The sequence below is a fragment of the Pseudomonas sp. YNh genome (genome assembly GCF_037993085.1).
GTDB classification, from domain to species: Bacteria; Pseudomonadota; Gammaproteobacteria; order Pseudomonadales; family Pseudomonadaceae; genus Aquipseudomonas; species Aquipseudomonas putida.
Genome location: NZ_JBBMRJ010000028.1, coordinates 1 through 20,921, shown reverse-complemented (window position 1 = coordinate 20,921; position 20,921 = coordinate 1). Strand labels below are relative to the sequence as shown.

The following is a 20,921-nucleotide window of genomic DNA, read 5'->3' as shown; positions in this document are numbered from 1 at the left end:
CAGGCTTGGAGCGATCAGAACGAGCGAATGATTCGCCCGAGTGTCTCCATGGCCCGTTCAGCACCGTCATGCCAGGGGCTGCCGTAGTTGAGGCGGATGCAGTTGCCGAAGCGGCGGGTGGGCGAAAAGATCGGCCCCGGGGCGATGCTGATGCCCTGGGCCAGGGCCATGTGGAACAGCTTGAGGGCATCCATCTGCTCGGGCAGTTCCAGCCACAGGAAGTAGCCACCCGAGGGCTGGCTGACCCGTGTCTGCGCCGGGAAGTGGCGGGCGATGGCGGCCAGCATGTTGGCCTGTTGGCCTTCAAGGGCGTAGCGTAGCTTGCGCAGGTGGCGGTCATAGCCACCGTGTTGCAGGTAGTCGGCTATCGCTGCCTGGGCCGGCATCGAGGCACACAGCGAAGTCATCAGTTTCAGCCGCTCGATCTTCTGCGCAAAACGCCCGGCCGCCACCCAGCCGATGCGGTAACCGGGTGCCAGGCTTTTGGCGAACGAGCCGCAGTGCATGACCAGGCCTTGGGTGTCGAAGGCCTTGGCCGGTTTGGGTGCCTGCTGCGAGTAGTACAGCTCGGCGTACACGTCGTCTTCGATCAACGGCACCTGGTGACGCGCCAGCAGTTCCACCAGCGCCTGTTTTTTCGCCTCCGGCATGCTGGCGCCTACCGGGTTCTGGAAGTTGGTCATGCACCACACGGCCTTTACCGGGTGCTTTTCCAGCGTCTGTGCCAGTACCCCCAGGTCCATGCCTTCGCGCGGGTGCACGGGGATTTCCACAGCCTTGAGCTTCAGCCGCTCCAGCACTTGCAGGCAGGCATAGAAGGCGGGGGCTTCGATGGCCACCAGGTCGCCCGGTTGGGTAACTGCCTGCAGGCACAGGTTCAAGGCTTCCAGTGCACCGTTGGTGATCAACAGCTCTTCCATCGGCAGCATCAGCCCACCAACCATGTAGCGCAGGGCAATCTGCCGGCGCAGCTGCGGGTTGCCGGGCGACAGGTCGGTCACCACCATGCGCGGGTCCATGCTGCGGCTGGCGCTGGCCAGCGAGCGCGACAGGCGCTGCAGCGGAAACAGTTCGGGGCTGGGGAAGGCTGAGCCGAACGGTATGGTGTTGGGGTCCTTGATCGAGTCGAGGATCGAGAACACCAGGCCGCTGACGTCCACGTCCGTCGACTCACTGACCGGCTGCAATGCCTGCGGCTCGCTGAACTGGCGCGGGGCGTGGGCGTTGACGAAATAACCCGAGCGCGGCCGGGCACGGATCAGCCCGCGCCGCTCCAGCAGGTAGTAGGCCTGGAACACGGTGGACGGGCTGACCCCGTGGGTCTGGCTGGCGTAGCGTACCGAAGGCACGCGTTGGCCGGGGCCCAGGACCCCGGAGCGGATCAGTTCGGCAATGTCGTCGGCGAAGCGTTCGTAGCGTTTCATTCTGGCCTTCTGTCGAAGCCTGGCAGGCAAGGTGGAGTCAGTGTAAGGGATCAGCGGTTCATCGGTGCGACGAAGCGGCTTTGGGCCACGCTGCGGATGGCAGGGTCGTCGCGCTCGCTGATTTCGAAGCTCAGCGTTTGCGAGCTGCTGGCCGGGCGCTCGGCCAGCATCGCCACCGATACCGGCAGTTCGCTCATTTCGCCAGCCGGGATCACCAATGCGGTGGTGCCCTGCAAGGTGAAACCGTCAGCGTCCAGCAGGCGCAGCGCATAGTGCTGAGTGCGCTCGGTCTTGTTGATGACCTTGAGCAGGTAGATGTTCTCGATCTGGCCGTGGGCGTTTTCCCGGAACAGGCCGCGGTCCTTGATCACATCCAGCGAAACCATCGGGCGCATCTGCAAGGCCACCACCAGTGCTGCGATCATCACCCCGAGTGCAGCGACGTAGCCCAGCAGGCGCGGGCGCAGCCAGTGGGTGGTGCCGCCCTGCAAACTGTGTTCGGACTTGTAACCGATCAACCCGCGGGCGTAACCCATCTTGTCCATCACCCCGTCGCAGGCGTCGATGCACGCCGCGCATCCGATGCAGGCCATTTGCAAACCATCGCGGATATCGATGCCGGTAGGGCACACTTGCACGCATAGCGTGCAGTCGATGCAGTCGCCGAGGCCTTGTGCGCCAACGTCACTGCCTTTCTTGCGCGGGCCGCGGGCTTCACCACGGCGCGGGTCATAGGCAACCGCCAGGGTGTCCTTGTCGAACATCACCGCCTGGAAGCGCGCATACGGGCACATGTGCAGGCACACCGCTTCGCGCAGCAGGCCTGCGTTTATGTAGGTGGCAGCGGTGAAAAACAGCACCCAGAACAGCGCCACGCCGCCCAATTGCAACGTGAACAGTTCTGCGGCCAGTGGGCGGATTGGGGTGAAGTAGCCGACGAAGGTCAGCCCGGTGACTACACCGATGGCCAGCCACAGGCTGTGTTTCAGGGTGCGGCGCGCCAGTTTGTTCAGGCTCCACGGCGCGGCGGCAAGCTTGATGCGCTGGTTGCGGTCACCTTCCATTACCTTTTCGCACCACATGAACAGCCAGGTCCAGGTGCTTTGTGGGCAGCTGTAGCCGCACCACACGCGGCCGGCGTACACGGTAATGGCGAACAGGCCGAATGCGCAGATGATCAGCAGCGCCGACAGCAGGATGAAATCCTGTGGCCAGAAGGTGGCGCCAAAGATGTGGAATTTGCTTTCACCCAAGTCCCACAGCACGGCTTGGCGGCCATTCCAGTTCAGCCAGGCAGTGCCAAAAAACAGCACGAACAGGGCCCCGGCAAAGCCGATGCGCAGGCTACGGTACAGCCCGGTAAAGCTGCGGGTGTGAATGCCACTGTCGATGCGTCGCGGTTGTTGGCTGGCTGGGGCGGCGGCGATCTCTGTAAAAGGGATTCTGTTATTCATGGTTCGGTGCTCATCAGGCCTCGATCAGGCATGAGCACTATGGCCCTGAGGCTGTTATCAGCACAGGCTCAGATTTTGCGATAAAAACCGTATCAGATTAACCGCTCGGCCCCGCCAGGCCTTAGATCACCGAGCCTGGCACGCTGGTCTTCAGATGCCTGCGGCTATCCACCGCACCCGCCACGGTCAGTGCATCGGCCTCGGATTCGGTGATGGGCACGCGTTGGCCTGCGAGCAAGGCCACAGACATGCGCAGTTGTTCGTCGGTGATGATTTCGATATCGGGGCCATCACCCTCGATGCGCAGGTCTTCGCCGATCAAGGTGCAGCGTTGGGTGGCTTCGTCGATTTCAATGGGCATGGTGACGTGCTCCTGCTGGTGGTTACAGGGTGGACCACAGTGAGGGGCTGGTTGCTGCATCAACAGGCTGAGCGGCACTTTGCCCTGTGTACAGAGGTCAACCCTTGCATAGGGCTGGCCGGCCGCTTTGCGGGCACGCCCGCTCCCACAGGTCACCACACGTATCAAGAACTGTGCATTACTTGTGGGAGCGGGCATGCCCGCGAAAAGGCCGGACCTGGCCACACAATGCTCAGCATGGGGACAACTGTAATGGACGTTATCTGGCAAGCTATCCAGGCCGAATTCGCCGATGTCACCGATGAGCGCGAGGTCACTCGCATTCTCGTGCGCCTGCTGATGGCAGCCATACTTGGCGCGGTGCTGGGCTTCGAGCGCGAACACAAGGGTAAATCCGCCGGGGTACGCACCCACATGCTGGTCTCGCTGGGCGCCGCGCTGTTCGTGCTGGCACCCAGCATGGCCGGGGCTGATGAGCAGGCGCTAAGCCGGGTGATCCAGGGCATCGTCGCCGGTATCGGCTTTCTGGGTGCAGGCACCATCCTCAAGGGAAACGGCCAGGACACCAGCCATGTGAAAGGCCTGACTACCGCCGCAGGGCTATGGATGACCGCTGCCATCGGTACGGCTGCCGGCATGGGCCGCGAAGCAACGGCGTTGATCAGCACGGTACTGGCCCTGCTGGTACTGGGCACGATGCCGTTGCTGGTGGAGAAGGTCGAAGGACAGAACGAGGAGAAGCAGGAGGAGGAGGGCAGGAAGCACTAAGGCAGGAAGCACTAAGGGGAGCCGAAGCTCCCCCCAAAGCGTTGCTGCTTGCTCTTTTTTTATTATTGAGACCGGCTTTTTGTTGTTTTTGTCAGCCTGCCTTGGTGGTGCGAGCGACCCCCATGCGGGGTCAAGAGCAAACGTATTTTTTTGAGCGCTGACCTGCTTTCATCATTGATCCGAACCTGGCTGTAGCTACCTTGAGGTAGTTTTATTGTTCTGTGCCAGACCGCGGGGCGTACCCCTGAAAAGCGTGTCGACTCCAAAAAGATCTGCTTGCTACGCCTCTGCCGTGTTGTTCTTGTTATGTCAGAGCCGTTACCTGTTGTTTTTATTGGGTGTCACATTTTTTTTGTTCTTGTACCAAAGATATAGCAGGGTGCGTGCCAACTTTTTAAAGTCCTTTAAAATCAAGCACCTGGCGATTTCGTCGAAATCGCCAGGCCTGAAATTTTGTCGATTTGTTTCCCTGTTACCCGATTTTTTGCTGTGGAACGTGGGGCCGGTAACACTTCACCCACATGTATGTGACACCCGTGTGACTTCCTGCGCGTTACTGCGCATTGCGCGCCCGCGCTACCCGCGACCCATTGCTGCGGCCGAGCACATCGCTGATGCGTTGGCCGGCGGCGATCAGCCTGTCCAGGTCGATACCGGTAGCAATGCCCAGCCCCTGCAGCAGGTACACCACATCTTCCGTGGCGATGTTGCCGGTAGCGCCTTTGGCATAAGGGCAGCCACCCAGCCCTGCCACCGAGCTGTCAAACACATTGATACCTTCGAGGAGGCTGGCATAGACGTTGGCCAATGCCTGGCCATAGGTATCATGGAAGTGCCCGGCCAGTTGCCCGCGCGGTACCAGGGCGGAAACCACCTCGAAGAGGCGCCGGGTATCGCCGGCGGTACCTGTGCCAATGGTGTCGCCCAGCGACACCTCGTAACAGCCCATGTCATGCAGGGCGCGGGCCACCGGGGCCACCTGTTCGGCGCTGACCTTGCCTTCATAGGGGCAGCCGAGTACGCACGACACATAGCCGCGCACGCGCACACCATGGCTGCGCGCGGCCTCCATGATCGGTTCGAAGCGCTTGAGGCTGTCGCTGATCGAGCAGTTGATGTTGCGCTGGGAGAACGCTTCAGAGGCCGCTGCGAACACCGCCACTTCCTTCACCCCTGCAGCCAGGGCGTCCTCGAAGCCGCGCAGGTTTGGCGCCAGCGCCGCATACGTCACACCGGGGCGCTGCTGGATACCGGCGAACACCTCGGCGGAACCGGCCATCTGTGGCACCCACTTGGGCGAGACGAAGCTGCCCACCTCGATATAGGCCAGGCCCGCTGCGGTAAGGTCGTCCACCAGGCGCACCTTGTCGGCAACGCTGATGGGCTGGGCTTCGTTCTGCAAACCGTCGCGGGGGCCTACTTCGACCAGACGGACTTCTTTGGGCAAGGACATGGCGGGTTTCCTGTGGCGTTCAGCGGTTGTCTTTGTTGTTCAGGGTGGCGGCCAGGGCTTGTTCACAGCGCTCCTGGGCGGTGTCCAGTTCCAGTTGCATCTGGTGGATGTCAAGCATCTGCTGTTCCAGCTGGGCGCGCCGTTCGGCGATTTTCGCCAGCATGCTGTTGAGCTGTTTGAGGTTGCCGCTGGTGGGGTCGTACAGCTCGATAAGCTCGCGGCACTCGGCCAGCGAAAAGCCGATGCGCTTGCCGCGCAGGATGAGCTTCAGGCTGACCTTGTCGCGCGCCGTGTAGATACGTTCCAGGCCTCGGCGTTCGGGGCTCAGCAGGCCCTGCTCCTCATAGAAACGGATGGCACGGGTGGTGATGTCCAGCTCGCGGGACAGGTCGGAGATGCTGTAGGTCTGGGTGCTCATGCTGGGGCTCGGCGTGGGGTATGCGGTTATCCTGACTGCAGGTTGACGTATACGTCAAGCAGGGGCTGAAGATGCGTGTTGCCTTCTTCGCGGGCCTGCCCGCTCCCACAGAAGTGCGACGCTTGCGGGCCTGACGCAATCCCTGTGGGAGCGGGCAGGCCCGCGAAGAGGCCGATGCAGGTAACCACATTTCATTCCGGCTGCACCGACCGACGATAGCCATTGGGCGTCTGCCCACTCAAGCGCTTGAACCAGCGGGCAAAGTACGTCGGGTCGGTGAACCCCAGGCTGTCCGACAGCTGCCCGATGCTCATCCGCGTGTAAACCAGGTTGCGACGCGCCTCCAGCAACAAACGCTGGTGCAGCACCTGCAGCGCAGTCTGCCCACTCAGCGCCCGGCACAACTGGTTCAGTTGCAGGCTCGGAATATTCAGTCGCGCGGCGAAGTCCTCCATCGACAGGTGCTCGCGGTAATGCGCTTCGACCAGTCGCAGGTACTGCCCCAACAACTGGCGGTCACGCTCATCCCGATTTCGCGGCGCTTGACCCAGCTGCTGGCGGCGGCTGATCCACACCATCAGCGCGGTGACCAGCGCTTCGAGCATGGCCGCCCGCGCGGGGGCATTGCCCTGGTATTCCTGCTGCAAGGTGCTGATCAGGCTGCGCAGGTGCACGCGGTCCTGGCCCAGCGGGTAACACGCCGGTTTCGCAAGCACCGTCAGGGGCGCGCCCAGGCGCTGTTCCAGGTTCGCCACCAGTGCGGTGCCAAAGGTCAGCACATACCCCTGGATATCGGCACTGAAGCGAAAGCCATGCACGGTCATCGGCGGCACCACCTGGATCGCCGCCTCGCCGATGGCACTGCGCACGCCTTCGACCTCAACCTGGGCCTGGCCGCGCTGTACGTAAAGGAGCTGGAACAGTTCGGCATGCTGATGCGGCTTGATTTCCCAGTGGTGCAAACGGCTACGTGCCGGGATGGACTCGCAGTGCAACAGGTCGGTGCCGGGCCAGGCCGTGTTTTCACCATACAGCTTGAACAACGGGACGCCGGGGAGGGTGGATTTCATGCGGGCAAGCCTGTCCGTTAATCGAACGATTTTTGTAAAAGTGCAGGTTATTCATGGAATAGCACACTTAATGGGCATTTTTTGCCAGTAAAAATGCAAGGGCAAACCCTAACAGCAGATGCCGCCCCACTGCCAGTCCAGGGCCGGCATCGTCCGAACAGAGACAACAACAATGAAAACTCAGGTTGCAATTATTGGCGCAGGCCCGTCTGGCCTGCTGCTGGGCCAACTGCTGCACAAGGCCGGTATCGATAACGTCATCGTAGAGCGCCAGACGCCCGAGTATGTACTTGGCCGCATCCGCGCTGGTGTGCTGGAGCAAGGCACGGTCGATCTGCTGCGCGAAGCCGGTGTGGCCGAGCGCATGGACCGTGAAGGCCTGGTGCACGAAGGTGTCGAGTTGCTGGTTGGCGGGCGCCGTCAACGCCTGGATCTCAAAGCCCTGACAGGTGGCAAGACGGTGATGGTGTACGGCCAGACCGAAGTCACCCGTGACCTGATGCAGGCCCGTGAAGCCACAGGTGCACCGATCATCTATGCCGCCAGCAATGTCCAGCCGCATGAGCTTAAGGGCGAGAAGCCATATCTGACCTTCGAAAAAGATGGCCGGGTGCACCGGGTGGACTGCGACTATATCGCTGGCTGTGACGGCTTCCATGGCGTTTCGCGACAGAGCATCCCTGAGGGCGTGCTGAAACAGTACGAGCGGGTTTATCCATTTGGCTGGCTGGGCCTGCTGTCGGACACACCGCCGGTCAATCACGAGCTGATCTATGCGCACCACGAACGTGGCTTCGCGTTGTGCAGCCAACGTTCGCAGACACGCAGCCGCTACTACCTGCAGGTACCTTTGCAGGACCGTGTCGAGGCGTGGTCTGACGAGCGTTTCTGGGACGAACTCAAAGCCCGTTTGCCCGCCGACGTAGCAGCTGATCTGGTGACTGGCCCAGCGCTGGAAAAAAGCATCGCGCCGCTGCGCAGCCTGGTAGTCGAACCCATGCAGTATGGCCACCTGTTCCTGGTAGGTGACGCCGCGCACATCGTCCCACCCACCGGTGCCAAAGGCCTGAACCTGGCAGCCTCGGACGTCAACTACCTCTACCGCATTTTGGTCAAGGTATACCGCGAAGGTCGTACCGACCTGCTTGAGCAGTATTCGCCGCTGGCCCTGCGCCGGGTATGGAAAGGCGAGCGTTTCAGCTGGTTCATGACCCAGCTGCTGCATGACTTCGGCAGCCACAAGGATGCTTGGGACCAGAAGATGCAGGAGGCTGACCGCGAGTACTTCCTGAACTCCCCGGCGGGCTTGCTGAACATTGCCGAGAACTATGTGGGGCTGCCGTACGAAGAAGTAGTCTGAGGTTCTGTGCTGCCTGTGCTGGCCCCATCGCCGGCAAGCCAGCTCCCACAGGTACTGCACATGACTTGAATACGATGCGGTCAACGTGGGAGCTGGCTTGCCGGCGATCACGGGCGTAGCCCGTGCCATGCAAACCTTGCCTACTGGGCCAGCAACGCCTCCATCTCCCGGTACCCTCGCTGACGCGCATGCTCCAGCGCGGTGACCCCATCCTTGTATGTGGGGCTGCCGTACGAAGAAGTAGTCTGAGGTTCTGTGCTGCCTGTCCTGGCCCCATCGCCGGCAAGCCTGCTCTCACAGGTACTGCACATGACTTGGATGCGATGCGGCCAATGTGGGAGCTGGCTTGCCGGCGATCACGGGCGAAGCCCGTGCCATGCAAACCTTGCCTACTGGGCCAGCAGCGCCTCCATCCCCCGGTACCCTCGCTGACGCGCATGCTCCAGCGCGGTGACCCCATCCTTGTATGTGGGGCTGCCGTACGAAGAAGTAGTCTGAGGTTCTGTGCTGCCTGTCCTGGCCCCATCGCCGGCAAGCCTGCTCTCACAGGTACTGCACATGACTTGGATGCGATGCGGCCAATGTGGGAGCTGGCTTGCCGGCGATCACGGGCGAAGCCCGTGCCATGCAAACCTTGCCTACTGGGCCAGCAGCGCCTCCATCCCCCGGTACCCTCGCTGACGCGCATGCTCCAGCGCGGTGACCCCATCCTTGTATGTGGGGCTGCCGTACGAAGAAGTAGTCTTAGGGTCTTTGCTGCCTGTGCTGGCCCCATCGCCGGCAAGCCAGCTCCCACAGGTACTGCACATGACTTGAATACGATGCGGTCAACGTGGGAGCTGGCTTGCCGGCGATCACGGGCGTAGCCCGTGCCATGCAAACCTTGCCTACTGGGCCAGCAACGCCTCCATCTCCCGGTACCCTCGCTGACGCGCATGCTCCAGCGCGGTGACCCCATCCTTGTATGTGGGGCTGCCGTACGAAGAAGTAGTCTTAGGGTCTTTGCTGCCTGTGCTGGCCCCATCGCCGGCAAGCCAGCTCCCACAGGTACTGCACATGACTTGAATACGATGCGGTCAACGTGGGAGCTGGCTTGCCGGCGATCACGGGCGTAGCCCGTGCCATGCAAACCTTGCCTACTGGGCCAGCAACGCCTCCGTCTCCCGGTACCCTCGCTGACGCGCATGCTCCAGCGCGGTGACCCCATCCTTGTCGGCAATGTGCCGGTCCGCCCCCGCCGCCAGCAGCCGGCGCACAATCTCCACATGCCGCGGTCCGCCATCCCCCAGGATCACTGCCTCCATAAGCGCGGTCCAGTGCAGGCGGTTCAGGTGGTTCACGTCCACCCCGGCATCGATCAGCATCTGCACCGTCTCGACATGGCCGCGCTCGGCCGCAGGGATCAACGCAGTCCCCCCGTAGCGGTTGGTGCTCTTGAGGTTGGCACCGTGGCTCAGGGTCAGCCGCAGGATATCGTTCAGGCCTCGGGCGCCGGCATACAGATAAGGGCTGTCATCGATATTGTCTTTGGCGTTCACGTCGGCACCGGCCTGGATCAGTGCTTGCGCCGCCGCCACCTGGTTGCCGTGGGTGGCCACCAGCAGGGCAGTGCGCCCCTGCTCATCACGGCTTTCCAGCCGGGCACCTTCTGTCAGCAACTGTTGCAGGGTGCGCACGTCGTCCTGGCGGGCGGCGTTGTGCAGGCGGTTGTCCATGGTGGTGTTCTCGGCGTGGGCGGCAAGGCTGGTGAGCAGGGCGAACAGCATGGTTGTGAGTGATCTACGCATGGAGTGGCTCCTGATTGACCTGCCTGCATCCTAGAAAAATCGCACAAAGTCTTGAAGTTAAGTTTGCGCATGACCGACAGTGGTCTGCTGAATAGACAAAGCAGGAAGCAAAACGATGAAGTTCTCCACATCGCTGATGAGCGCGCTGTGCCTGGCGATCGCGAGTGGGTGGGCCTGTGCCGAGCAAGTGTTGCCCGCGCCACCCGAACTGGCCTCCGGCTACCGCACTGGCCTGCAGCCGGTGCACGCCAGCCGGCATATGGCCGCCGCTGCCAACCCGCTGGCCACCGAAGCGGGGCGGGCGATGCTGCGTGACGGTGGCAGCGCCATCGACGCGGCCATCGCCATGCAAATGGTGCTGACCTTGGTAGAGCCGCAATCCAGCGGCATCGGTGGTGGGGCTTTTATCCTCTACTGGGACGGCAAACGTGTTCAGGCTTTCGACGGCCGCGAGGCAGCCCCGGCGCAGGTAACGGAGCAACTGTTCTTGCAAGCCAATGGTTCACCGATGCCGTTCAGGTCGGCGCAGATCGGCGGGCGCTCAGTGGGTGTGCCGGGGGTACTGCGCGCGCTGAAACTGGCTCACGAGCAGCACGGCAAGCTGCCTTGGCAGCAACTCTTTGCCCCGGCCATCGCGTTGGCACGTAACGGTTTCCCCGTTTCCGAACGCCTCCACACCCTGGTGGCGGGCGACCCGTATATCGCCCGGTCACCGGCCATGGCGCGCTACTTCCTGGATAAAAACGGCAAGCCGCTGCCGGTGGGCACGAGGTTGCGCAACCCTGAACTTGCGCAAACGTTCGAGCAGATTGCCGCGCACGGGCCCCAGGCGTTCTACACCGGTGAAATCGCCGGGGCCATCGTGGCCAAGGTGCGCAGCCATACCAATGCCGGTTACCTGTCGTTGCAGGACCTTGAGCAGTACACCGCCAAAGAGCGCGAGCCGGTGTGCGGCACCTACAAGGCCTGGCGCGTCTGCGGCATGCCGCCGCCCTCGTCGGGTGGGGTGACGGTGTTGCAGACGCTGGGCATGCTTGAAGCCGTGCAGCGCGCCACGCCACAACGCGACCTGGCGGCGCTGCGGCCGTTGGCGAGCGCGTCCCCGGCAGGCCTGGAGGCACCGCCGCTGGCCGTGCACCTGATCGCCGAGGCCGAGCGCCTGGCCTACGCCGACCGCGCTCAGTACCTGGCCGACAGTGATTACGTGCCGGTCCCGGTCAAGGCCCTGACCGACCCCGCCTACCTGGCCCGCCGAGCAGCGCAGATCGGCGAGCACAGCATGAAGCGCGCTCGCCCTGGCCAGCCGCAAGGCGCCGACCTGGCCCTGGCACCCGATCGCTCGCCTTTGCGCGTTTCCACTTCGCACCTCAGCGCAGTGGATGACAATGGTCAGGCACTGGCCATGACCACCTCGGTGGAGGCCGCGTTCGGTTCGCACCTGATGGTCAAGGGCTTCCTGCTCAACAATCATCTGACGGACTTCTCGTTCATCCCCCGGGAACACGGCAAGCCCGTGGCCAATCGGGTGCAGCCGGGCAAGCGGCCACTGTCAGCGATGGCGCCGACGCTGGTGTTTTCGCGGGCCTCTGGCGAGCTTGTGGCCAGCCTTGGTTCGCCAGGGGGCTCGCAGATCATTGGCTACGTGAACAAGGCGCTGATCGGCTTGCTGGATTGGCAGCTCGACCCGCAGCAGGCGGCCGGCCTGCCCAACTTCGGCAGCCGCAATGCCGGCACTGAAGTGGAAGCCGGGCTGGCCAGCCAATCGCTGATCCGCCAATTGGCAGCCTGGGGCCATGAGGTCACGCCGATGACCATGACCAGCGGCATGCAGATCATCCAGCGCAGCGGCGATGGCTGGTCCGGTGGCGCCGACCCTCGGCGGGAAGGTGTGGCCCTTGGCGACTAGCCGTGATAGAACGCAGTCTTGCCATTCCGCAGTTGAATACCAAGATGTCTATCAGCGTGAAATCGAATAGAGCCCTGTTCGACCTCGACCTGCTACGCGCCATTGTGGTGGTGGCCGATTGCGGTAGCTTCACCACGGCGGCGGCGCGCCTGCACTCGACCCAATCGACCATCAGCCAGAAGGTGCGCCGCCTGGAAGACATGGTCGGCCATCGCCTGTTGGTGCGGGGTAACCGCGATGTGCTACCAACCGACGCCGGGCAGACCTTGCTCGGCTACGCGCGGCACATGCTGGCGCTGAATGACCAGATGCTCGAAGCCCTGGCCGGGGCGATGGTCGGCACCACCGTACGCCTGGGCGTGCCCGAGGACTTCGTTGGCGGGCGCACCACCAATGCGCTGTCGGCCTTCAGCCGGCTGCACCCGCAAGTGAAACTGGAAGTGACCAGCGGCCTGTGCCGCGACCTCAGCCAAGCCTACGACAACGGTGAACTCGACTTGGTGCTGCTCAAGCAGCGGCGCAACACCCGGGAGGGCGTGGCTTGCTGGCCCGAGCGCCTGCAATGGATCGACAGTGCGCGCACCCCCGCCTTCGAGCTGGACCCGATCCCGCTGGTTACCTTCCCGCCGCGCGGCTTGTACCGCGAGGACATGATCAACGCTATCGAAAGCATGGGCCGGCGCTGGCGCATCAGTTTCACCAGTTCCAGCCTCAGCGGTATCCAGGCGGCAGTTGCCGATGGCATGGGCATCAGCCTGCTGCCACCAAGGGCAGCCACGGGTGAGCACCGGGTGCTGGGGGCAGGGCAGGGGCTACCGGAGGTCGACAGCTATGAAATCGTCATCGTCCACCGGCCGACAGCGGATGTGATGGTCAAGGCGTTGGCCGAGGTCATGACGCAACTGCTGGCGGGCGGCGGGATCTGACACGGCCTTACGAACTGACGCGGTCTTTGTGGGGGCGCCCCGGCAGGGCCGCTCCCACAGGAGATCGAGTCGGCCGAGGGTGGATGGGTCAGGCGCAAGCCGCCGCCAGGCGTGGCGACAGGTGAATGCCGGCAATCATGCAGCGCACCGAGCCGCCGGCCATCTCAATGGTCGGCACGTCCAGTGGCACCAGCCGCGCCGAGCGCTCGATGCGCCGGCGTTGCTCGCTGGTCAGGCTGTCGAAGGCCTTGCGTGACAGCGCCAGAATACGCCCGTCACGCCCGGACAGTTCGATGGCATTACCGGCAAACTGGCCGATCTGCTGGTTGCTCAAGTCAATCACATCGCGGCCCGATTCGATCAGCCGCATGCGCACTTCCTCGGCCCGCGCCTTGTTGGTGAACGTGCCAAAACCCACCAGTGCAAACTCGGTCGCCACGCACATCAGTACGTTGGTGTGGTAGATCGGCGTGCCTTGCTCGTCGGCAGTGTCGAATACCATCGGCTCGAAGTTGAAGTGCGTGCTGAAGCGCTCCAGGGCAATCGGGTCGGCACGGTTGGAGCGTGCGGTGTAAGCCACCCGCGACAGGTGGTCGAATACCATGGCGCCGGTCCCTTCGAGGAACAGCTCGTCCTGCTCCAGCCCTGAATAATCGATTACATCCTGCACGCGGTACTCATTCTTGAGCATCTCGATCACATCGGCGCGCCGCTCGCGGCGGCGGTTGCGCGAGTACATCGAGTAGATCGCGATATGCCCACCGGGGTGGGTCGAGAACCAGTTGTTGGGGAACACCGAGTCCGGGGTGTTGTGCTCGCCAAAATCGTCGAACAGGTGTACGCGTACGCCTTCGGCCTCGAGGCGGCCGACGGCCTGGGTGACTTCATCACGGGCAACCTCGGCGAGCGCCTGTGCGGCGAGGCTGGGGTTGCTGCGCTGGAATGAGTTGTCGGCTGCGGTTTCCGGGTTGGGGGTGAACGCATGTGGCCTGACCATGACCACTGCTGCAGGTGCTTGAATCGAACGCGTCGGGAATGCCATCTGGAAGTACCGGGTAGGAAGCGGGGTTAGGCAACGCGTCGGATGCGGCTTTTGGCAGCGCGGCCGCGGGTGTGGCTGAACAGGTCTTTCGGGTCGTCTTCCACCCATGGCACCAGGTCGATCTTCGTGCCCATGCCGCGCTTTTCGGCCTGCTGTAGTACGTAACGTAGTACGGTGTAGTCTTCCAGGGCGAAGCCCACCGAGTCGAATACGGTGACCTGGCTGTCGCTCTGGCGCCCCTCGGTCTCGCCGCGCAGCACACGCCACAGGTCAACCACCGGGAAGTCAGCGGGCAGCTGCTGGATGTCCCCTTCGATACGGGTTTGCGGCTCGTACTCGACGAACACCCGGGCGTTGCGCAGCACATCGGCGTGCAGTTCGGTCTTGCCCGGGCAGTCTCCCCCCACGGCATTCAGGTGCATGCCGGGTTCGAGCATGTCAGGGGTGATGATGGTGGCGTAGGCCTTGTCGGCAGTGACCGTGGTGATGATGTCCACGCCTTTCACCGCCTCGGCCACCGAGCCGGCCCGGCGAATGGTGAGGCCGCTGTATTCCTTGAGGTTGGCAATCAGCTTGGCGGTGGCCAGCGGGTCGGTGTCGTAGGCGATGATTTCTTCGATGCCCAGGTGCTTGTGGAAGGCCAGCGCCTGGAATTCGCTTTGCGCGCCGTTGCCGATCAGCGCCATCTTGCGCGAGTTCGGTCGGGCCAGTGCCTGGGCTGCCATCAGCGAGGTAGCCGCAGTGCGCAGGGCGGTGGCAATGGTCAGTTCGGACAGCAACACCGGGTAGCCGGTTTCGACATCGGCCAATACGCCGAAGGCCATCACGGTATGCAGGTCACGCGCGGTGTTGGCCGGGTGGCCGTTGACGTATTTGAAGGCGTAGCGGCTGTTGTCGGCGACCGGCATCAGTTCGATCACACCCACTTCCGAATGGCTGGCAACCCGTGCGGATTTATCAAACTCCTGCCAGCGTTTGAAGTCTTCACGAATGGCCGCAGCCAGCTCGCCTATGAACGGCGCTACGCCAATGTCGTGCACCAAGTCCGACATGGTTGGAACATCAATGAAATACGTCATGCTCTTGCACCTTGTTATTGTGCGCTGCCCTCTGGATATTGCAGGGTGAGCGCTTAGGATTATCGAAGTGTCGCCGGCTCGAACATTTTGATGAAAGGTTGCGTCAACAGGAAGAATGCAGGTTGCCAGTTTCGCCAACTTTCTAGACAATCTGCCACCCCAAAGTAGCAATCTGATTATTTGGCAGGCATATGGACACTATCGATCGGGAACTGATTGCGCTGTTGCGGGACAATGCACGTACCCCCGTGCTGACCTTGGCAAAAAAACTCAAGGTGGCCAGGGCAACGGTGCAAAACCGCATCACCCGCCTCGAAGAGCAGGGCGTGATCATCGGCTACACGGTACGCTTGCGCTCCGATGCGCTGGACCAGGGCGTGCGGGCGATCACCAGCATCGGCATCAGCGGCCACCACGCCGCAGAGGTCAAGCACGCGCTGCGTGGGCACCCCAACGTGGTGGCCATTCATACCACCAATGGCCGCTGGGACCTGATGGCAGAGCTGCGCGCAGACACCCTTGAAGCGTTCGACCGGGCGCTTAACACCATTCGCTCCATCCCGCACATCGAGAATACCGAGACCAGCATCCTGCTCTCCACCTACAAGATGTGACCGCTGGGTCAGGCCTTTTGACAGGCGCATTGCGCAAACTGTCACCCAGGCTTTCCACAGTGCAAAAAATCCCTTGGGCTGTGCGCATTCTGTAGCGTTCCGCTTGGCCCGGGCCACTGGCAGAATGAAACTGTTTTCGTGCAACGGTACAAGGCGCACCACCCAAGGTGCGTTTCAAATAATAAAAAAGCCCGCAGCGAAGTTGCGTCGGGCGTGAGTGTCCGTTTTCGTTATTACCTGCGCTTTTATCATTTTCAATGACAGTGAACTTGCACCTTGGTGCCAATTAAATGGTGCGGCGCGGGGCGCTGAAGTTTTACCAAAAAAGAATAAGAGGTCGACTATGCATCAAACGTGCAATGCGCAAAGCGCAGCTCCGCAAGAGGGCCGAGTGCTCAAGCGACGGCTGGAAAACCGACACATACAGCTTATTTCGATCAGTGGCGCCATTGGTACCGGTTTGTTCATGGGCTCGGGCAAGATCATTGCGCTGTCTGGCACTTCAATCATCCTCGTCTACGCCATCATCGGTTTTTTTGTGTTCTGCATCATGCGCGCCATGGGCGAGATGCTGCTGGCCAACCTGCAGATGGAATCGTTCGCCGACCTGGTGCACAACTACCTGGGGCCACGGGCCGGTTACATTCTCAGCTGGTCGTACTGGCTCAGCTGGGTGGTGGCGGCGGTGGGCGACGTGGTGGTGGTCGCAGGGTTCGTGCAGTACTGGTACCCCGATGTGCCTACCTGGCTACCGGCTTTCGGCACCATGTTCCTGTTGCTGGGCCTGAACATGCTGGCGGTGAAGGCCTTTGGTGAAGTGGAGTTCTGGTTCGGCCTGATCAAGATCGTCGCCATCGTGCTGCTGGTGGTAACCGGCCTGGTGATGGTCGCCACCTCCTATACCTCGCCGGGCGGGGTGACGGCGTCGTTCAGCCACCTTGTGGCGCCTGGCGTGGTCATGCCGCATGGCATCCTTGGCTTCCTCGCCGGGTTCCAGATCGCTATCTTCTCCTTCGTCGGCACCGAGCTTATCGGCACCGCAGCGGCCGAGGCCAAAGACCCCGAGAAGACCCTGCCGAAGGCAATCAATACCATCCCCGTACGTATCCTGCTTTTCTACATCTGTTCGCTGGTGTGCATCATCAGTGTGGTGTCCTGGGCCAATGTGCCGGCCAACCGCAGCCCGTTCGTTGAATTGTTCCTGCTTGGCGGGTTGCCCGCTGCTGCTGGCATCATCAACTTCGTGGTGCTGACCTCTGCGGCCTCGTCGGCCAACAGTGGCGTCTACTCGGGCTCGCGCATGCTCTACGGCCTGTCGCACCAACAACAGGCGCCGACGGCGTTCGGGCGTCTGTCCGGCTCGGGTACGCCGGTGCGGGCGCTGGTGTTTTCCGGGGTGTGCATGGCGATTGCGCTGACGCTGCTGTTCGTGATCCCGGAAGTGATGACCGTGTTCACCCTGGTGTCGACCATTTCCGCGGTGATGATCATCGTTACCTGGTCGCTGATCCTGCTGTCCTATTTCGCCTACCGCCGACAGAATCCGCAGGCGCATGAGCAGTCCAGGTTCAAGCTGCCCGGCGGCAAGGTCACCGCCGCGCTGGCGCAGCTGTTCCTGATTTTCGTGCTGTGCCTGCTGGCCCTGGAGCCGGACACCCGCACGGCGTTGTACGTGATGCCGTTGTGGTATGCGGGCCTGTTGCTCGCCTATCGACGCAGGACCAAGGCCTCTGCGCAACCGCAGACAGCGACTGCTACATAGCACCATGGGACTGCTGTGCAGCCCATCGTTGGCAAGCCAGCTCCCACCTGGACTGCGCGAGTCGCAAGATTCGCGCTGTACCTGTGGGCGCTGGCTTGCCGGCGAGACACCTCAAGGCTGGCGTTCAGCAACCGCCCGCAACGTCCGCAACGTCACCACCGGTGCATCCACCACGAACCTGTTGGCCAGCCAGCCGGGCACATCGCCGGCAGGGTCGGCCTGCAACTGGTAGGTCACCTCCGTCTCGCGCTCGCCCAGTGGTTTCATCCGCCATTCACCGCTCAGATGCTGCACCCGGATCAGGCCGTCCACCTCGGGGATCCTGTCGGGCTCGGCACTCAGGCGCCGCAGCAGGGTGCCGTCATCCAGGCGTTCGCTGGTCACTTTCAGCACAATGTCCCGCGGCATCGTCGGCCACGGCAGGTTGGTGGTCAGGTACACCCAGGTATTGGCGCCATCTACTTCCAGCAAACGCATCTGGTCACAGGCGTATAGCCATTTGCAGGCTACCCGCAGGTTCTCTTGCAGGTCGGTGAGGGTGCGCACGCTGGCTTTCATGGTGCTCACACCACGAAATTGCTGGTAGGACGAGTCAGCCGCGCCACTGAGGTACACGCGGATGCCTTCGCGGTCGTAGGCCAGGTTCCAGTCATCGGCGGCCGGGGCAGGGGCAGGGGCACACAGCAGCAGGGCAGTGAGCAGCAGGCAGCGGTTCATGGCCGGTACCGCGTGGGGGATGGGTTTTTCAGTATGAGTAACAACGACCCCCTGCGCCACCGGCACAAAGGTGCCGGGTTCGAACACATAGTGCGTGCTGCGCCCGTGGCGCTCGCGGTCCCGGCATTCGAACGCCAGCGTGTCGCCTTCCCACACATACCAGGTAAAGCCACACCCCAGCTGTTCATCCAGTTCGCGCCGCTGGTTCTCGTTCCATACCGGGCCGGCTTGCCGCCGGTCGCGGTACTTGGCGTGGGATTTCTTGTACAGGCGACGACCCAGCGCGTCGTAGGCAAAGCTGACGGTCAGGCGGTCATCTTCGTAACGGCGCAAGCGGTTGTGGAGGTCCCAGGTGAAATGGCCTTGCTTGCAATCCGTGGTCGAACCAATAAGGGATTGGCATTTTCACTCTAAATCAGCCCGCGCTCGTTCACTTTGCATGTTCTGACCTTTTGTCGTCAATCTTAAATATCAATCTATTCTTTCGCATGAGAGGAAGTGCTCAATTTATTTAAATCAAGCGAGCTGTCGGTTAGTTTTTCGATTTTAGCCGCTGCTAGGGAGTCTATAGGGTAGTCATCATAAAGCTGCTCTGAATCGTTGGCTATCTTTAGTAGCAAGCGAAGTTCGCCTATTTCGATGGGGTTGATAAAGTTAAGCTCTCCAATGTATTTTTCACTATGCTTGTCAAATACAGATATTGAATATTTTACGTTTGGATTCATGGTTCAACTCTCCGGTCTGATTTAGGGTTTTTGGTTGGTATCTGTTCCCCTGTCTCTGGGTCAAATGCCCCAAGATGTCTTCCTCTGCGATCATATTTTTCAATTTCACCATGTTGTGAATCCCATTCGCATATGCAGCCATCAGGAAGGTGCCAACGTTTCCTTAATCCCCCACCACCGTGAACCGCTATTGTTGGCTTCGCTCGCACTGCATCGGGAAATCCTGGAAGCCTACTGGGTGCGGGAATGTATTTTTGGGTTAGTCCTAGCGGATCCACCCAATGAGTTGGTGCGGGGCAGTATTTATAGGGGGTGAGACCTCCCTCAAAGCCAATAGGGTCTTTACCGACGTAGCGGCCAGTAAAGGAGTCATAATACCTATGTCGGTTATAGTGCAACCCCGTCTCAACGTCCCAATACTGCCCCTGAAAGCGTAGCGGATTCCGGATATCCGCCCACTTCGCCTTGTCGCTCCCTGTCTCCTCCGGCAACCCCCACGCCTTGTACGTCCCGCGCCAAGCAATCTCGCCATCCTCGCCGGTCAATTCCATCGGCGTGCCCAGGTGGTCACACTGGTACCACGCCAACGCATCAAACGGCTTGGGTGTCGGCTTGTGTTGCCATACCGGATCCTTGTCGATGTCGTACGGGAAGACCACCGGCTGCGGTATCAACTCGACCACCTGGTTGGACACCGCCTGCGCCATCGGCAAATTTTTAATCTTTAATGTTCAAGCCTTGAAGTGGGACTAACCGGGAGATGCATATGTTGTCAATATCGGTTGGTGATGGCGTACGCTGGAAGAGGGCGAGAAAGAGTTGATTTATGAATTCATCTTTGTTTTTCACGTCGTCTAAGGGGATTTCGTGCGGTACAAGGTCGCGCCAATGCTTTTCATAGCTTTGTGTGTATATTATATGCTCAAGGCAGTTAGATATGTTTTCCATTGTTTTTGGGCCGAATCCATTAGAGGTTTCTTTCATGAGGCGAAAGAGCTCGGATCTATGTTCTTTGTTGTTTATTTCAAATTCGCTGAGTTCTGCATCTGTCATTGATATTAAGGGGTAGTATAAGAAATGGATGTAGTTTATGTTTGCGGTTTTCATTATAGCTTTGGGTAGGCTGTTAAAATGTTGTTGTTTTTGCGAACGATGATCGCAGTTGAGGTCTCAATGCGAGCGCCCCCGCCTGCACGGTAGCCTTCGCCAATTGTACGATTCATGTTTAGCATTGCGCTGTTAGTGCCGTTGGAGTTTATTTGAGCATTGCCGCGTTGGATTGCATCCAGTTGGTCGATATTATTTAAAAATCGCGTTGAGTCGGTCGGCTTTGGATTTTTGATGCATGGGCAATCAGGTGGTACTCCTGTGAGGGCCCGGTGTTTTTGCTGAGCTAGCGTGGTACCTGCGCCATGTCGAGAGTTAGCATGACCACCCCCTTTGCTATCAATATCTTGAAGTATAGCTCCTGCTCGCCGATTTGCCCTGTTTCCGGCTAGACCATATGGGTCAGTCCATTCTATTGGGTTCGAAGCATAAGTATAACTGTTGAACCCACCTATGAAACCAATCGGGTCCTTTCCTATAAACCGTCCGATCTGTGGGTCATAGTAACGATATCGGTTGTAATGCAACCCCGTCTCAACATCCCAATACTGCCCCTGAAAGCGTAGCGGATTCCGGATATCTCCCCACTTCGCCTTGTCGCTCCGTGTCTCCTCCGCCAACCCCCAGGCCTTGTACGTCCCGCGCCAGGCAATCTCGCCATCCTCGCCGGTCAATTCCATGGGCGTGCCCAGGTGGTCACACTGGTACCAGGCCAACGCATCAAACGGCTTGGGTGTCGGCTTGTGCTGCCACACCGGATCCTTGTCGATGTCATACGGGAAGACATACACCGGCTGCGGTATCAACTCGACCACATGGTTGGACACCGCCTGCGCCACCGGCACAAAGGTGCCGGGTTCGAACACATAGTGCGTGCTGCGCCCATGGCGCTCGCGGTCCCGGCATTCGAACGCCAGCGTGTCGCCTTCCCACACATACCAGGTAAAG

General features: G+C 61.0%; 19 protein-coding genes and 3 pseudogenes. 6 read left to right on the top strand and 16 right to left on the bottom strand.

Translation table 11 applies throughout. From position 1 onward, the window contains the following. Positions 1–14: 14 nt before the first annotated feature. From mapR to WF331_RS23065, 3 genes are all read right to left on the bottom strand, one after another. A complete protein-coding gene (gene mapR / locus WF331_RS23075) occupies positions 15–1,424 on the bottom strand; it encodes a GntR family transcriptional regulator MpaR (protein ID WP_016499368.1) in 1,410 nt (469 codons plus the stop codon). Positions 1,425–1,474: 50 nt separating this feature from the next. After that, a complete protein-coding gene (gene ccoG / locus WF331_RS23070; protein ID WP_016499369.1) occupies positions 1,475–2,878 on the bottom strand; it encodes a cytochrome c oxidase accessory protein CcoG in 1,404 nt (467 codons plus the stop codon). Between the two features lie 121 nt (positions 2,879–2,999). Further along, positions 3,000–3,239 carry a DUF3203 family protein gene (locus WF331_RS23065; protein WP_016499370.1) on the bottom strand — a complete coding sequence of 80 codons (240 nt, stop codon included), beginning with the start codon at positions 3,237–3,239 and terminating at the stop codon, positions 3,000–3,002. A gap of 252 nt (positions 3,240–3,491) precedes the next feature. Here WF331_RS23065 and WF331_RS23060 point away from each other — a divergent pair, with 252 nt between their 5' ends. Next, positions 3,492–4,007, top strand: a complete 516-nt coding sequence (locus WF331_RS23060) for an MgtC/SapB family protein (protein WP_016499371.1) — start codon at positions 3,492–3,494, stop codon at positions 4,005–4,007. A gap of 553 nt (positions 4,008–4,560) precedes the next feature. Here WF331_RS23060 and WF331_RS23055 read toward each other — a convergent pair. From WF331_RS23055 to WF331_RS23045, 3 genes are all read right to left on the bottom strand, one after another. Further along, positions 4,561–5,460: a hydroxymethylglutaryl-CoA lyase gene (locus tag WF331_RS23055; RefSeq protein WP_016499372.1), complete on the bottom strand. Its 900-nt coding sequence runs from the start codon at positions 5,458–5,460 to the stop codon at positions 4,561–4,563. 19 nt (positions 5,461–5,479) lie between these two features. Then, a complete protein-coding gene (locus WF331_RS23050) occupies positions 5,480–5,878 on the bottom strand; it encodes a MerR family transcriptional regulator (protein ID WP_016487404.1) in 399 nt (132 codons plus the stop codon). 191 nt (positions 5,879–6,069) lie between these two features. Then, positions 6,070–6,948 (bottom strand): helix-turn-helix domain-containing protein, encoded by an 879-nt coding sequence (locus WF331_RS23045; protein ID WP_016499373.1) that lies wholly within the window; start codon positions 6,946–6,948, stop codon positions 6,070–6,072. Between the two features lie 172 nt (positions 6,949–7,120). Between WF331_RS23045 and pobA the strand changes: the two genes are divergently transcribed. Beyond that, positions 7,121–8,308 carry a 4-hydroxybenzoate 3-monooxygenase gene (pobA, locus tag WF331_RS23040; protein WP_016499374.1) on the top strand — a complete coding sequence of 396 codons (1,188 nt, stop codon included), beginning with the start codon at positions 7,121–7,123 and terminating at the stop codon, positions 8,306–8,308. Positions 8,309–8,448: 140 nt separating this feature from the next. Here pobA and WF331_RS23035 read toward each other — a convergent pair. The 4 genes and pseudogenes from WF331_RS23035 to WF331_RS23015 all read right to left on the bottom strand — a co-directional run. After that, a pseudogene (locus tag WF331_RS23035) lies at positions 8,449–8,523 on the bottom strand (ankyrin repeat domain-containing protein); the annotation flags it as partial. Positions 8,524–8,946: 423 nt separating this feature from the next. Further along, positions 8,947–9,021: pseudogene (locus tag WF331_RS23025) on the bottom strand (ankyrin repeat domain-containing protein); the annotation flags it as partial. Positions 9,022–9,195: 174 nt separating this feature from the next. Continuing rightward, positions 9,196–9,270 (bottom strand): annotated as a pseudogene (locus WF331_RS23020) (ankyrin repeat domain-containing protein); the annotation flags it as partial. A 174-nt stretch (positions 9,271–9,444) separates the two neighbouring features. Beyond that, positions 9,445–10,095 (bottom strand): ankyrin repeat domain-containing protein, encoded by a 651-nt coding sequence (locus WF331_RS23015; protein WP_340623324.1) that lies wholly within the window; start codon positions 10,093–10,095, stop codon positions 9,445–9,447. Between the two features lie 115 nt (positions 10,096–10,210). Between WF331_RS23015 and ggt the strand changes: the two genes are divergently transcribed. Together ggt and WF331_RS23005 are read left to right on the top strand one after the other, a co-directional pair. Continuing rightward, entirely contained in the window at positions 10,211–12,001 is a 1,791-nt protein-coding gene (ggt, locus tag WF331_RS23010; RefSeq protein WP_016499376.1) for a gamma-glutamyltransferase, read from the top strand. A 44-nt stretch (positions 12,002–12,045) separates the two neighbouring features. Continuing rightward, complete coding sequence (locus tag WF331_RS23005; protein WP_016487399.1) at positions 12,046–12,927, top strand: LysR substrate-binding domain-containing protein; 882 nt, start codon at positions 12,046–12,048, stop codon at positions 12,925–12,927. Between the two features lie 88 nt (positions 12,928–13,015). On the opposite strand, the gene ctlX is transcribed toward WF331_RS23005, so the two are convergent. Next, positions 13,016–13,924 (bottom strand): citrulline utilization hydrolase CtlX, encoded by a 909-nt coding sequence (ctlX, locus tag WF331_RS23000; RefSeq protein WP_016499378.1) that lies wholly within the window; start codon positions 13,922–13,924, stop codon positions 13,016–13,018. 71 nt (positions 13,925–13,995) lie between these two features. Beyond that, positions 13,996–15,048, bottom strand: a complete 1,053-nt coding sequence (locus WF331_RS22995) for an ornithine cyclodeaminase (RefSeq protein WP_016499379.1) — start codon at positions 15,046–15,048, stop codon at positions 13,996–13,998. 191 nt (positions 15,049–15,239) lie between these two features. Here WF331_RS22995 and WF331_RS22990 point away from each other — a divergent pair, with 191 nt between their 5' ends. Further along, positions 15,240–15,662: an Lrp/AsnC family transcriptional regulator gene (locus tag WF331_RS22990; protein ID WP_016499380.1), complete on the top strand. Its 423-nt coding sequence runs from the start codon at positions 15,240–15,242 to the stop codon at positions 15,660–15,662. A 343-nt stretch (positions 15,663–16,005) separates the two neighbouring features. After that, positions 16,006–17,424: an amino acid permease gene (locus WF331_RS22985; protein ID WP_041167696.1), complete on the top strand. Its 1,419-nt coding sequence runs from the start codon at positions 16,006–16,008 to the stop codon at positions 17,422–17,424. 111 nt (positions 17,425–17,535) lie between these two features. On the opposite strand, the gene WF331_RS22980 is transcribed toward WF331_RS22985, so the two are convergent. The 4 genes from WF331_RS22980 to WF331_RS22965 all read right to left on the bottom strand — a co-directional run. After that, positions 17,536–18,141: an START domain-containing protein gene (locus WF331_RS22980; protein ID WP_340623334.1), complete on the bottom strand. Its 606-nt coding sequence runs from the start codon at positions 18,139–18,141 to the stop codon at positions 17,536–17,538. Positions 18,142–18,617: 476 nt separating this feature from the next. Further along, positions 18,618–18,866, bottom strand: coding sequence for a DUF7683 domain-containing protein (locus tag WF331_RS22975; protein WP_284397972.1), 249 nt, complete (start codon positions 18,864–18,866; stop codon positions 18,618–18,620). Then, complete coding sequence (locus WF331_RS22970) at positions 18,863–19,561, bottom strand: colicin E3/pyocin S6 family cytotoxin (RefSeq protein WP_340623323.1); 699 nt, start codon at positions 19,559–19,561, stop codon at positions 18,863–18,865. The genes WF331_RS22975 and WF331_RS22970 overlap by 4 nt, the downstream gene beginning before the upstream one ends. A gap of 411 nt (positions 19,562–19,972) precedes the next feature. After that, a partial coding sequence (locus tag WF331_RS22965; RefSeq protein WP_340623322.1) for an RHS repeat-associated core domain-containing protein occupies positions 19,973–20,921 on the bottom strand: 949 nt, incomplete at its 5' end.